Here is a 13,812-nt window from a genome sequence, read left to right as displayed (position 1 = left end):
CGTAAACGTAAAGTAATATCTGGGCACTCGGCTTTGTCCGTACTTTCGCTCCCATCATGGCCAACCTCCCTGTCTCCCACGCTGCACCGCTCGACGACGCCGTCGCCGCAAAGATCCGCGCCAGCTTCGAAAAGCAGGGCGTCATGACGCATTGGGGCGCGCTTCTCTCGCATCTTGCCGACGGCCACTGCGAAATCTCGCTGCCGTTCTCGGACAAGGTCAACCAGCAGCACGGCTTTTTTCACGGTGGTGTGATCGGCGCCATCGCCGACTCCGCCGGCGGCTACGCGGGCTACACCCGCATCTCGCCGGACCAGGAACTGGTCACCGCCGAATACAAACTGAACATTCTCGCCCCCGGCAAGGGCGATACACTGGTCGGACGCGGCCAGGTCGTGAAATCCGGGCGCACGCTGATCGTCGCCACCGCCGAACTGTTTGTCGTCGACGACAGCAAATGGACGCTTTGCGCATTGATGCAGCAAACGCTTTTCGTGCTGGCGGCCAGTCCCTCGGCAACGTCGTCTCCCAAGACTCGCTGAGCGCCCCCGCCACCGGATCGCCGAATCAACCTCATTAGCCGCACCATCGAACCCATGCGCGGGCTAACAGCCACGCGCCACCCTCTGGAGACTGTGTCATGACCCTGTTGCCCGGACTCAATTTCATGCTCGGCGAAGACCTCGATATGCTGCGCGAATCGGTCGCGAACTTCGCCTCCAAGGAAATCGCCCCGCGCGCAGGCGAAGTGGACCGCACCGACCAGTTCCCGATGGACCTCTGGCGCAAGATGGGCGACCTCGGCGTGCTCGGCATGACGGTCTCGGAAGAGTATGGCGGCGCGAATATGGGCTATCTGGCGCACATGATCGCGATGGAGGAAATCTCGCGCGCGTCGGCGTCGATCGGCCTGTCGTACGGCGCGCACTCGAACCTCTGCGTCAACCAGATCCACCGCAATGGCACCGCCGCGCAAAAGGCGAAGTACTTGCCCAAGCTGGTGTCGGGCGAGCATATCGGGGCGCTCGCGATGAGCGAACCGAACGCGGGCTCGGACGTGGTCAGCATGAAGCTGCGCGCCGAGAAGCGCGGCGACCGCTTCGTGCTCAACGGCACGAAAATGTGGATCACGAACGGCCCGGACTGCGACACGCTGGTCGTCTACGGCAAGACCGATCCGGAAGCGGGCGCCCGCGGCATGACGGCCTTCCTTGTCGAGAAGGGCATGAAGGGATTCTCGGTCGCGCAGAAGCTGGACAAGCTCGGCATGCGCGGCTCACACACCGGGGAGCTGGTGTTCGAGAACGTGGAGGTGCCCGAGGAGAACGTGCTGGGCCAGATCGGCGGCGGCACGAAGGTGCTCATGAGCGGTCTGGACTATGAGCGCGCGGTACTCGCCGGCGGCCCGCTGGGCATCATGCAGGCAGCCATGGACGTGGTCGTGCCCTATATCCACGACCGCAAGCAGTTCGGCCAGTCGATCGGGGAGTTCCAGCTCATCCAGGGCAAGGTCGCGGACATGTACACGATTCTGCAGGCAAGCCGCGCGTATCTCTACGCGGTGGGCCGCCAGCTCGATTTGCTCGGTCGCGATCACGTGCGTCAGGTGCGCAAGGACTGCGCGGGGGTGATTCTGTACACGGCCGAGAAGGCGACGTGGATGGCCGGTGAAGCGATCCAGATTCTCGGCGGCAACGGTTATATCAACGAGTACCCGGTCGGGCGCCTGTGGCGCGACGCAAAGCTTTACGAAATCGGCGCGGGCACGTCGGAGATCCGCCGCATGCTGATCGGCCGCGAGTTGTTCGCGGAAACGATGTAAGCCGACGACACATCGACTGACATTCAGGCGCAGGCAGCAGCGCTACAATCCACTGAGACCGCTCCCGCGCCTGTCCCGACCGGTATGAATCACTTCCCGAAACTCCTGTCGTCGCAGTTTGCTTACGACGTCGCCCGCACGATGCTGGACGGCTTCGACAAGCATTACCGCATCTTCCGCGACGTCTGCGTCGCGGCGCAGGCATGTTTCGAGGCGGGCGATTTCATGGGCATCCAGAAGCTCCAGCGCGACCGCATCGCCTATTACGACGAACGCGTGCGGGAATGCGTCGTGACGCTGGAAGACGAGTTCGACGCCCAGTCGCTCGACGACGATGTCTGGCAGCAAGTGAAGCTGCACTACATCGGCTTGCTCACCGAGCATCGTCAGCCGGAGCTGGCCGAGACGTTTTTCAACTCGGTGTGCTGCAAGATCCTGCACCGTTCGTATTTCAACAACCGCTTCATCTTCGTTCGCCCCGCCGTGGCGACGGAGTACATCGAGAACGACGCCCCCGCCGCAAAACCGACGTATCGCGTCTATTACCCCGCGCCAGACGGCATGGCGGCCACGATCGCGCGTATCGTCACGAATTTTCAGCTCACCCGCCCGTTTGCCGATCTGCCGCGCGACGTCGGCTATGTGATGCGCGCGCTCGACGAAACGCTCGGCGACTTCGTGCCCGCACCGAACTTTCAGATTCACGTGCTCGCGTCGCTGTTCTTCCGGAACAAGGCGGCCTATATCGTGGGACGTATCGTGAACGGCGACGTGACCACGCCCTTCGCCCTCTCGATCATGCACGACGCGAACGGCATGCTGGCGCTCGACGCCGCTCTGCTGCGCCGCGAGGAACTCCGCGTAGTGTTCGGCTTCACGCATGCCTATTTCATGGTCGATATGGAAGTGCCGTCGGCCTATGTGCAGTTCCTGCGCACGATCATGCCGGGCAAGCCGAAAGCGGAGATCTATACGTCGGTCGGCCTGCAGAAACACGGCAAGAACCTCTTCTATCGCGATTTCCTGCATCACCTGAAGCATTCGAGCGACCTGTTCGTGAGCGCGCCGGGCATTCGCGGGCTGGTCATGCTGGTTTTCACGCTGCCCTCGTATCCGTATGTCTTCAAAGTGATTCGAGAGCGCTTCGCGCCGCCCAAGGAGACCACGCGCGAGCAGGTGAAAGCGAAGTACCTGATGGTCAAGCAGCATGATCGCGTGGGCCGGATGGCCGATACGCTGGAGTTCTCGAGCGTGGCCTTCCCGCGCGCGCGTTTCGACGACGCCCTGCTCGCCGAACTCCAGCGAGAAGTGCCCTCGCAGCTCGAAATCGACGGCGACGCCCTCGTGATCCGCCACTGCTACATCGAGCGCCGCATGACGCCGCTCAATCTGTGGCTGCAAACGGCATCGGACGCCGAGGTCGACCGCGCCATGCGGGAATACGGCAATGCGGTGAAGGAGCTGATGGCGGCGAACATCTTCCCCGGCGATCTGCTGTACAAGAATTTCGGTGTCACGCGCCACGGCCGGGTGGTCTTTTACGACTACGACGAACTGGAATATCTGACGGATTGCCACATCCGTCGAGTGCCGGAACCCCGTAACGAAGAAGAGGCGATGTCGGGGGAAGTCTGGTACCGTGTAGGCCCGCACGACGTGTTTCCGCAGACGTTCGAGACGTTCCTGACAGGAGACGCGCGCGTGCGGCACTCCCTGAGCCAGCATCATCCGGATTTTTTCGACCCCGGCCTGTGGCAAGACTATCAGGACCGGGTGCGAGCCGGACAGATGCACGACTTCTATCCGTACGATGTCTCGCTGCGTTTCGTCAATCGCTACGGCACCGGCCACGGTGCCACCGGCGCCCCGCCCCGCGCGGCGGCCGCTTGAGCATGCGATGTCTCCCAGCACACGACACGTTCACCGGATGACACGATCATGACCGAAGACAAAGACCAACCTCTCCTCCATCTGCTCGATAACAACCGCGCCTGGGTCGCCAGCGTGAACGCGGAAGACCCCGCATTTTTCGAGCGGTTGTCGAAGCTGCAAACGCCGGAGTACCTCTGGATCGGCTGCTCGGACTCGCGCGTGCCGGCCAACCAGATCACGGGCCTCGCGCCGGGCGAAGTGTTCGTCCACCGCAATATCGCGAACGTCGTGGTGCACAGCGATCTGAACTGTCTGTCGGTATTGCAGTTCGCCGTTGAAGTGCTGAAGGTTCGCCACATCATGGTGGTCGGCCATTACGGTTGCGGCGGCGTGGGCGCGGCGCTCGACGGCGCGAAGATGGGCCTCGTCGACAACTGGCTGCGCCACGTGCGCGATGTGTACGAGCGCCACGTCGAGCAAATCGACGCGCTGCCGTCGCGCGACGCCCGTCACGACCGACTGTGCGAACTGAACGCCATCGAGCAGGTGGTCAATATCTGTCATACGACGGTATTGCGCGACGCCTGGGCCCGCAATCAGCCCGTAACGGTGCACGGCTGGGTGTACGGCCTGCGCGACGGTCTGGTGCGCGACCTGCGCATGTCGGTCAACAGCCTCGAAGCCCTGCCGCGTATTTACGACCGCTGCGTGGCCGCGATGGCCGAATTACGCAATCCGCGCGCCTAAGCGAGCCATGTTGTCCGGCCGCGCCGGACACCCCTCGCCGGGCGCACGGACGATGCAAGGACTGAAGCATTGGATATTCGGGGGCTGACGACCCGGTCCGCAAGGACGATCGTTGGCCTCCGCAAGCGATTACAGGAGACTGCCATGCAACACGACCCGATCGTTATCGTTTCCGCCGCCCGCACGCCGATGGGCGGCTTGCAAGGGGTATTCGGCGATGTCGCCGCACCGCAACTGGGTGCCGCCGCCATTCGCGCCGCCGTCGAACGCGCCGGGATCCAACCCGAGCAGGTCGACGAAGTGGTCATGGGCTGCGTGCTGCCCGCCGGTCAGGGTCAGGCGCCTGCGCGTCAGGCCACGCTCGGCGCCGGTCTGCCGCTCGCCGCCGGGGCGACCACCGTCAACAAGATGTGCGGTTCGGGCATGCGCGCCGCCATGTTCGCGCACGACATGCTCGTGGCCGGCAGCGCCGATGTGATCGTCGCCGGCGGCATGGAAAGCATGAGCAATGCCCCCTATTTGCTGCCGAAGGCACGCACCGGCATGCGCATGGGGCACGGTCAGGTCATCGACCACATGTTTTACGACGGTCTGGAAGACGCCTACGACAAGGGCCGCCTGATGGGCACCTTCGCCGAGGAATGCGCCGACCGTTACGCCTTCACCCGCGAGGCCCAGGACGCCTTCGCCATCGCCTCGCTCGAACGCGCGCAAAAGGCCACGAAGGACGGCGCGTTCTCGTGGGAAATCGCGGCAGTGACGGTACCGGGTCGCAAGGGCGACACGGTGGTCGATCAGGACGAGCAGCCGTTCAAGGCCAACCCCGAAAAGATCCCGACGCTCAAGGCAGCCTTCCGCAAGGACGGCACGGTGACAGCGGCAAATTCGTCGTCGATCTCGGATGGTGCCGCCGCATTGGTACTGATGCGCGAATCGACGGCCAAACGTCTCGGCCTCGCACCGCTCGCGCGCATCGCCGGACACACCACATTCGCCCAACAGCCGGGCCTCTTTACCACGGCGCCGGTCGGCGCGATGCGCAAGCTCTTCGAGAAGACCGGCTGGTCGACGAACGACGTCGATCTATATGAAATCAACGAAGCCTTCGCGGTCGTCACGATGGCCGCAATGCACGAGTTCAACCTGCCGCACGAGAAGGTCAATATTCATGGCGGCGCCTGCGCGCTCGGCCATCCGATCGGCGCCTCCGGCGCCCGCATCCTGGTCACGCTCATCGGTGCGTTGCGCCAGACCGGCGGCAAGCGCGGCGTGGCCAGCTTGTGTATCGGCGGAGGCGAAGCGACAGCGATGGCCATCGAACTCGTATGACCCCGCAGGCTCACGCACTGGCCCACAGGAATCGCACGTCATGAAAACAGCACTCATCATCGGTGCGTCGCGCGGCATCGGCATGGAATTCGTCAGGCAGTATCGCGGCGACGGCTGGCGCGTCTTCGCCACGGCCCGCGATGAGGACGGTCTGGCTGCCCTGCGCGAGTTGGACGCCGAGCCGTTGCAGCTCGACGTCACGCGCGTGGAGTCGCTCTCCGGCCTGTCGTGGCAACTCGACGGCGTGGCCCTGGACGTCGCCATCTACAACGCAGGCGTGAATTCGGAGCGCACCACGGGCCTCGCGCCGATCACCATGGCCGAGTTCGACCGCGTGTTCCACACGAATGTCCTCGGCGCCATGCAGGCCGCGCCGCTTGTGTTGCCGTTCGTCGAAGCCGCCGGCGGCGCGTTTGGTTTTCTTTCGAGTCGCATGGGGAGCATCGCCCTGATGGAGACCAATGGCAGCTGGCTATATCGGGCAAGCAAGGCGGCCGTGAATTCGGTCGTCAAGGCCACGTCGCTCGAAGCGCAGCGCGCCACCTGCGTCGCGATGCATCCGGGCTGGGTACGCACGGACATGGGCGGCGAGAACGCGGACATCGACGTGCAGACGAGCGTGGCCGGCATGCGGCGTGTGCTCGCCCGAGCACCGGGCGAGCGCGCCACGCACAACGGGGGTTTCTTCAATTACGACGGCAGCGCGTTTGCGTGGTAATCGCAGGAAAAAATAAATTCGCGACCGGGCAGGCATCGTCTGGCGCGAGACGGAATAACAAGCTGTAGCCACACCGCCGCATCTTTTGATTCGCGGGCCAGACACGTCACTCGGAAACGGAGCCCACATGACGTCCGCCATCGACTTTTATTTCGACTTCGCATCCCCGTATGGGTATTTTGCGAGCACCTGCATCGACGACATCGCGACGAGACACGGGCGTGGCGTGGCGTGGCATCCGATCCTGCTCGACATCGTCTACAAGGTGAACGGCACGGGCGCACCGACGCAGCATCCGATCAAGACCGCGTATCTGCGGCATGACGTGGAGCGCACCGCGCGGTTTCATGGCATCGCGTACAAGCGGCCGACGCACTTCCCGATCCCGACGCAAGCCGCCGAGCGCGCCGTGCTCTGGGTGCAGGATCATCACGGCGGCGACCTGTCCGCCGAGTTCGCGAAGTCGATCTTCCACGCGCTTTACGTCGACGACGTGAACATCGGCGACCCGGCGGAACTCGTGCGCCTGGGCGAGGCTCTGGGCATCGACGGCACGAAGCTCGACACCGGCATGCACTCGCCCGCCGCCAAGGACCATCTCAAGGCCGAAATCGATCTGGCGATGGCGCGCGGGGTGTTCGGCTCGCCCTTCGTGATCGTGGACGGCGAACCGTTCTGGGGCTTCGACCACTTCCCACAGGTCGAGGCCTGTCTGACGCAAGGCAAGATCTGACAACAAGGCACGACTCACGATGGCAAGACCCCTCACGTCGCGCAGCGCGACGACGCCAGACATCGAGCGCGACGCCTGCCCTTGCGGCGGGCTCACATTCGACGACTGTTGCGCGCGCTACCTGGAACACGGCGACATGGCGCCGAGCGCCGAAGCGCTGATGCGCTCGCGATACACGGCGTTCGTGCGTCACAACGCCGCGTACCTGCTCGACACCTGGGCGGCGCGCACGCGTCCCGCCACGCTTGACTTCGACGACGCGCCGCAATGGCTTGGCCTGCAGATCAAGGCCCATCGCCAAAGCGACGCGTCGCATGCCGAAGTCGAATTCGTCGCCCGCTACAAGGTCGGCGGACGGGCGCACCGGCTGCACGAACGCAGCCGCTTCGAGCGCTCGGACGACGGCCGCTGGCGCTACATCGACGGCGACCTGTTCGACTGACCCCGCCGCGGCGCACGTCCACGAAACGCCTCCAACGACTCCCTCACTCTCCACCGGATTTCGTCACATGCCGATTCTTGAAAGCAAGCTCAACCCGCGCGGCGAAGACTTTGCACGCAACGCGGCCACGATGCAGACCCTGGTCGACGACCTGCGTGCCCGCATTGCACAACTGGCCGGTGGCGGCGGTGAGGCCGCGCGCAAGAAGCACATCGCGCGCGGCAAGCTGCTGCCGCGCGAGCGCGTGCAGCAGTTGCTCGATCCGGGCTCGCCGTTTCTCGAACTCTCGCAGCTCGCGGCGATTGGCATGTATCACGACGACGCCCCGGGCGCCGGCATCATCACCGGCATCGGCCGTGTGTCGGGCCAGGAGTGCGTGATCGTCTGCAACGACGCCACGGTCAAGGGCGGCACCTATTACCCGATGACGGTCAAGAAGCATCTGCGCGCGCAGGAGATCGCCGAGCAGAACCATCTGCCGTGTATCTACCTGGTCGACTCGGGCGGCGCCAACCTGCCGAACCAGGACGATGTCTTCCCCGACCGCGATCACTTCGGGCGCATCTTCTACAATCAGGCGCAGATGTCCGCGCAGGGCATTCCGCAAATCGCCGTGGTGATGGGCTCGTGCACGGCCGGTGGCGCCTATGTGCCCGCCATGAGCGACGAGTCGATCATCGTCAAGGAACAGGGCACGATTTTCCTCGGCGGCCCGCCGCTCGTGAAAGCTGCCACCGGCGAGGAAGTGAGCGCCGAAGACCTCGGCGGTGCCGACGTCCACACGCGCCTCTCGGGCGTGGTCGATCACTTCGCGCAGAACGACGCGCACGCGCTTTCCATCGCGCGCAGCATCGCCGCGAACCTCAACCGTCGCAAGCCGGCCACCGTTGCGGTCAAGCCGCCGGTCGAGCCGAAGTACGACGCCCGCGACCTGTACGGCGTGATTCCGTCAGACACGAAGAAGCCGTTCGACGTACGCGAAGTGATCGCGCGCCTGGTCGACGGCTCCGAGTTCGACGAGTTCAAGGCGCGCTATGGCACCACGCTCGTGTGCGGCTTCGCGCATCTGTGGGGCTATCCGGTCGGCATCGTGGCGAACAACGGCATCCTGTTCTCCGAGTCGGCCCAGAAGGGCGCGCACTTCATCGAGCTGTGCTGCCAGCGCAAGATCCCGCTGATCTTCCTGCAGAACATCACCGGCTTCATGGTCGGGCGCAAGTACGAGAACGAGGGCATCGCCAAGCACGGCGCGAAGATGGTGACGGCGGTCGCCACCGCGAACGTGCCGAAGTTCACGGTCATCATCGGCGGCTCGTTCGGCGCGGGCAACTACGGCATGTGCGGTCGGGCCTACTCGCCGCGCTTCCTGTGGATGTGGCCGAACGCCCGTATCTCGGTGATGGGCGGCGAGCAGGCCGCGTCGGTGCTCGCCACGGTCAAGCGCGACGGCATCGAGGGCCGCGGCGGCCAGTGGAGCGCCGAGGAAGAGGATGCCTTCAAGCAGCCGATTCGCGATCAATACGAGCGCCAGGGCCATCCGTACTACGCCAGCGCCCGCCTGTGGGACGACGGGGTGATCGATCCGGCGGACACCCGCACCGTGCTCGGACTGGGGCTGTCGGCCACGCTCAACGCGCCCATTCCCGAAACGCGCTTCGGCCTGTTCCGCATGTAATCGCCCGCAACGGCCCATCGAGGAATTCCACGTCATGAATCTCGTCACGTTAAAAGTCAGCGTCGACGCCCACGTCGCCACCGTCACGCTCAACCGTCCGGACGTGCGCAATGCGTTCAACGAAACGGTCATCGAGGAACTGACAGGCGCGTTTCGCGCGCTCGCCACGAACGACGACGTGCGTGCCATCGTGCTCGCCGCAGAAGGTGTCGCCTTCTGCGCGGGCGCCGATCTGAACTGGATGCAGAAGATGGCCGGCTACTCGGACGCCGAGAACCGCGCCGACGCGATGACGCTGGCCGTCATGCTGAGCACGATCTATCGCTGCCCGAAGCCGGTGATCGCTCGTGTGCAGGGCGACACGTACGCGGGGGGCGTGGGTCTGGCCGCCGTGGCCGATATGGTCGTGGCGGTCGACACCGCGCACTTCTGCCTGTCGGAGGCGAAGCTGGGCCTGATACCGGCGACGATCGGCCCCTATGTCATTCGCGCGCTCGGCGAGTCGGCCTCACGTCGCTATTTCCTCACGGCGGAGCGCTTCACCGCCGCGACCGCGCACCGTCACGGTCTCGTGCACGAAGTCGTGAGCGCCGAGACGCTCGACAGCACCGTGCAGGCGCTGGCCAAGGCGCTCGTCGACAACAGCCCGAACGCAGTGAAAGCGTGCAAACGACTCGTGCAGGACTTCGCGAGTCGAGAGATCGACGACAGCGCCATCGCCGACACGGCGGACCGCATCGCGAAGATCCGCGCGTCCGACGAAGGCCGCGAAGGGGTGCGCTCGTTCCTCGAGAAGCGCACGCCAGCATGGCGCGAGGCGTCCTGAGCCACGCACGTGCGTCAGGCCACATCATCGGTTACAAATTTTTTGGGGGAGGGGTGACGGCGGAGATGCCGCAACGTTATCGGCGGGTTTTGCGAATTTATCGATAACGTCTCGCTACGGCACACAAAGCAGCGATTTTTCGCACCAATTCCGCCTATTGCCCTACTAAAACGCTTTGCCTACCATGCGTCCATCCCCCCACCTCCGGCCCCGTGCGGCAGCGCCCTGCGCAATGCCCGTCACCGGCCAGCCGAACGGACGGCACACATTGCCTTGTGAACGCCATCCGTCGCGGCCAACCAAGGAGTCACCGATGGACGCCTCTTCGCGCCCCCCCGCCGGTCCCGGCGATCTCGCCGCGCGCAGTCTGCGACAGGTCTGGCACCCCTGCACCCAGATGAAGCAACAGGCAAAGCTGCCGCTCGTCGCGTTGTCCCACGGCGAAGGCCCCTGGCTCGTCGATACCGACGGCAAGCGCTACCTCGACGCCATCAGTTCGTGGTGGGTCAATCTGTTCGGCCATGCGAATCCGCGCATCAACGCGGCGCTCGTCGATCAGCTTGGCCGCCTCGAACACGCGATGCTCGCGGGCTTCACCCACGAACCGGTCGTCGCCCTGGCCGAACGTCTGTCGGCGTTGACCGGCGGCGTGCTCGGGCATGCGTTCTTCGCGTCCGATGGCGCGTCGGCCGTCGAGATCGCCCTGAAGATGAGCTTTCACGCGTGGCGCAATCAGGGCCACAGCGACAAGCGCGAATTCGTCTGCGTGCGTCACGGCTATCACGGGGAGACGCTCGGTGCGCTCGCCGTGACCGACGTCGCACTCTTTCGCGACGCCTACGACCCGCTGCTGCGCCACGCCCACGTGGTGGCCTCGCCCGATGCGCGCGACGCCCGCGACGGGGAGACGCCGGCCGACGTCGCGCGTCGCGCCGCGGCAGACCTCGAGACGTTGCTCACGCAGCGCGAGGGACGCATTGCCGCCGTCATCGTCGAACCGCTCGTGCAATGCGCGGCCGGGATGGCGATGCACGATCCCGAGTATCTGCGCCGCGTGCGCGCGCTGTGCGATCAGCACGGCGCGCATCTCATCGCCGACGAAATCGCCGTTGGGTGCGGACGCACGGGCACCTTCTTCGCGAGCGAGCAGGCCGGCATCTGGCCCGATCTGCTCACCCTGTCCAAGGGGATCAGCGGCGGCTATCTGCCCCTGTCGCTGGTGCTCTCGCGCGACGCGATCTACAACGCCTTCTACGACGACGACACCGCACGCGGCTTCCTGCACTCGCACTCGTACACCGGAAATCCGCTGGCGTGCCGCGCGGCACTCGCCACGCTCGACATCTTTGCCGACGACGACGTGCTCGCAAGCAACATGCTTCGCGCACAACGCCTCACACAGGCACTCGCGCCGTTGGCCGACGATCCGCGGGCCAGGCACGTGCGTCATCGCGGCATGATCTGGGCGTTCGATGCGGTGTTGCCGGACGCCCCCGGCGCCGCCAGCGCCTTCGCGAAACGCTTTTACGCCGAAGCCCGGGCGCGCGGCGTGCTGCTGCGCCCCATCGGGGCCACGGTCTACCTGATGCCGCCGTACGTGCTCGACGACGACACCATCGACTGGCTCGCGGCGCAAACGCTTGCGGCCTTCGACGCCACGACGACGCACGGCACGGAGGTGCCCGCATGACCCCCCATCCCCTGTTCGCCCGGCTCGACGCCGGCCTGGCCGACATCGACCGCGCGCATCTGCGACGCCGCCGTCGCGTGGTGTCCACACCGTGCCAGCCTCATGTGTGCGCCGACGGCCGCGACGTACTCGCATTCGCCAGCAACGACTATCTCGGTCTGGCCGCGCATCCGAAGATTGTCGAGGCGCTCATCGAGGGCGCGCAGCGCTACGGCGCAGGCAGCGGCGCATCGCACCTCATCAGCGGTCATTCGCAGGCCCACGCGGAACTCGAAGACGCGCTCGCCGACTTCATGTCGCCCCATCTCGTCGACGGTCGAGCGCTGTACTTCTGTACCGGTTACATGGCCAACCTGGCGACCCTCTCCGCGCTCGCCAACAAGGACGCCGAGATCTTCTCCGAAGCGCTCAATCACGCCTCGCTGATCGATGGCGCACGTCTGTCCCGCGCGCGCACGCACGTCTACCCGCACGGCGACGTCGACGCCCTGGCCGCGCTGCTCGACGCCAGCACCGCCGAGACGAAGCTGATCGTCACCGACGGCGTGTTCTCGATGGACGGCGATATCGCGCCGCTGCCGCAACTGCTCGCACTGGCCGAACGGCACAACGCGTGGCTGGTCGTGGACGATGCGCATGGCTTCGGCGTCGTCGGCGAGACTGGCCGGGGCGTGTTCGAGCATTTCGATCTGCGCTCGCCGAACCTTGTCATCATCGGCACGCTCGGCAAGGCTGCCGGTGTCGGCGGCGCATTCGTCGCCGCCAACGAGCGTGTCATCGAATGGCTCGTCAATCGTGCGCGGCCGTATATCTTCACCACGGCCGCCGCGCCGTCGCAGGCCCACGCACTGCTCACGAGCCTGGCGCTGATCGCCGGCGACGAGGGCCGCGAGCGCCGCGCCGCGCTGCAAGCGCGTATCGCCCAACTGCGCGACTCGCTCACGCTCCGGCATTGGCGGCACATGGTCTCGCCCACCGGCGTGCAGCCGATCATCCTCGGCGAGAACGCCGCCGCGCTGCACGCGCAGGCAGGGCTGGCCGAAGCAGGGCTGTGGGTGCCGGCCATTCGTCCGCCGACCGTGGCGCCCGGTACATCGCGACTGCGGTTGACGCTCTGCGCCACGCACACGGCGGACGACGTCGCCCGGCTCGCCACCGCCATCAATCAACTCGACCGAGACTGGACGGAGCACGCGCATGGATGACCCGCATCTCAGCGCCCCCCTCGATATGCCCGCCGAACGCGCCACGCCCGCGCGCCATGCGTTCTTCGTCACGGGCACCGACACCGAGATCGGCAAGACGCTCGTCTCGTCGGCATTGCTGCACGCGGCCGGTCGCCGCGGGCTGGTGTGTGCGGGGCTCAAGTCGGTCGCGGCAGGCGCCTCCGAGCACAACGGGCGCTTCGTGAACGACGACGTCGAGCAGTTGCATCAGGCAAGCAACCTGAAGCTGCCCGACGACTGGTACTGCCCTTACGTGCTGAAAGACGCCACGGCACCGCACATCGCCGCCGCCGCCGAGGGCATCGCGCTCGATTGCGGCGTGATCCGTGCGGGCTATGCGCGTGTCGCCGCACGAGCCGATCTGGTGATCGTCGAGGGCGTGGGCGGCTTTCGCGTGCCGCTCGGCGCCGATGCCAATGCACCGGATACGGCCGAGCTGGCGCGCCAGCTCGGCCTGCCGGTGATCCTGGTCGTCGGTTTGCGGCTCGGCTGCATCAACCACGCCCTGCTCACCGCCGAAGCCATCACCGCCCGCGGGCTCACGCTCGCGGGTTGGGTCGCCAATCACGTCGATCCGGAGATGCGTCACGTGGCGGCGAACATCGACACACTTGCCGCGCGCTTGCCCGCGCCGCTGCTCGGGCGAGTGCCGCATCTGGCGCACCCCGACGCGGCGACCGCCTCCGGCTATCTCGACATCGGGCCGCTCGTCGACATGACGCGGCCTTGAGC

General features: G+C 65.7%; 13 protein-coding genes. All 13 read left to right on the top strand.

The window, feature by feature from the left end; genetic code table 11:
* Positions 1-56 precede the first annotated feature (56 nt).
* Entirely contained in the window at positions 57-542 is a 486-nt protein-coding gene (locus PCE31107_RS02490; RefSeq protein WP_150606294.1) for a PaaI family thioesterase, read from the top strand.
* Between the two features lie 98 nt (positions 543-640).
* A complete protein-coding gene (locus PCE31107_RS02485; RefSeq protein ID WP_150606292.1) occupies positions 641-1,822 on the top strand; it encodes an isovaleryl-CoA dehydrogenase in 1,182 nt (393 codons plus the stop codon).
* An 84-nt stretch (positions 1,823-1,906) separates the two neighbouring features.
* A complete protein-coding gene (gene aceK, locus PCE31107_RS02480; RefSeq protein WP_150606290.1) occupies positions 1,907-3,712 on the top strand; it encodes a bifunctional isocitrate dehydrogenase kinase/phosphatase in 1,806 nt (601 codons plus the stop codon).
* 48 nt (positions 3,713-3,760) lie between these two features.
* Positions 3,761-4,441, top strand: a complete 681-nt coding sequence (gene can, locus PCE31107_RS02475) for a carbonate dehydratase (RefSeq protein WP_017231720.1) — start codon at positions 3,761-3,763, stop codon at positions 4,439-4,441.
* 144 nt (positions 4,442-4,585) lie between these two features.
* Positions 4,586-5,770 carry an acetyl-CoA C-acetyltransferase gene (locus PCE31107_RS02470; RefSeq protein ID WP_130024685.1) on the top strand — a complete coding sequence of 395 codons (1,185 nt, stop codon included), beginning with the start codon at positions 4,586-4,588 and terminating at the stop codon, positions 5,768-5,770.
* Positions 5,771-5,810: 40 nt separating this feature from the next.
* Complete coding sequence (locus PCE31107_RS02465; protein ID WP_130024684.1) at positions 5,811-6,488, top strand: SDR family oxidoreductase; 678 nt, start codon at positions 5,811-5,813, stop codon at positions 6,486-6,488.
* A gap of 127 nt (positions 6,489-6,615) precedes the next feature.
* The gene (locus PCE31107_RS02460; RefSeq protein ID WP_150606289.1) at positions 6,616-7,221 is read left to right on the top strand and encodes a 2-hydroxychromene-2-carboxylate isomerase; all 606 of its coding nucleotides are present in this window, start codon (positions 6,616-6,618) and stop codon (positions 7,219-7,221) included.
* A 19-nt stretch (positions 7,222-7,240) separates the two neighbouring features.
* Positions 7,241-7,663, top strand: a complete 423-nt coding sequence (locus tag PCE31107_RS02455) for a YchJ family protein (RefSeq protein ID WP_130024682.1) — start codon at positions 7,241-7,243, stop codon at positions 7,661-7,663.
* A 67-nt stretch (positions 7,664-7,730) separates the two neighbouring features.
* Positions 7,731-9,338, top strand: coding sequence for a carboxyl transferase domain-containing protein (locus PCE31107_RS02450; RefSeq protein WP_017231715.1), 1,608 nt, complete (start codon positions 7,731-7,733; stop codon positions 9,336-9,338).
* Positions 9,339-9,372: 34 nt separating this feature from the next.
* The gene (locus PCE31107_RS02445) at positions 9,373-10,164 is read left to right on the top strand and encodes an enoyl-CoA hydratase/isomerase family protein (protein ID WP_150606287.1); all 792 of its coding nucleotides are present in this window, start codon (positions 9,373-9,375) and stop codon (positions 10,162-10,164) included.
* A gap of 313 nt (positions 10,165-10,477) precedes the next feature.
* Positions 10,478-11,854 carry an adenosylmethionine--8-amino-7-oxononanoate transaminase gene (gene bioA / locus PCE31107_RS02440; protein WP_130024680.1) on the top strand — a complete coding sequence of 459 codons (1,377 nt, stop codon included), beginning with the start codon at positions 10,478-10,480 and terminating at the stop codon, positions 11,852-11,854.
* Complete coding sequence (gene bioF, locus PCE31107_RS02435) at positions 11,851-13,059, top strand: 8-amino-7-oxononanoate synthase (protein WP_150606285.1); 1,209 nt, start codon at positions 11,851-11,853, stop codon at positions 13,057-13,059. The genes bioA and bioF overlap by 4 nt, the downstream gene beginning before the upstream one ends.
* The gene (bioD, locus tag PCE31107_RS02430; protein ID WP_240756146.1) at positions 13,052-13,810 is read left to right on the top strand and encodes a dethiobiotin synthase; all 759 of its coding nucleotides are present in this window, start codon (positions 13,052-13,054) and stop codon (positions 13,808-13,810) included. The genes bioF and bioD overlap by 8 nt, the downstream gene beginning before the upstream one ends.
* Positions 13,811-13,812 lie beyond the last annotated feature (2 nt).

It is taken from the genome of Pandoraea cepalis, assembly GCF_902459625.1.
Lineage (GTDB): Bacteria > Pseudomonadota > Gammaproteobacteria > Burkholderiales > Burkholderiaceae > Pandoraea > Pandoraea cepalis.
Note: the sequence above shows the minus strand (reverse complement) of the source record. Positions and strands in the feature narration are given on the sequence as shown.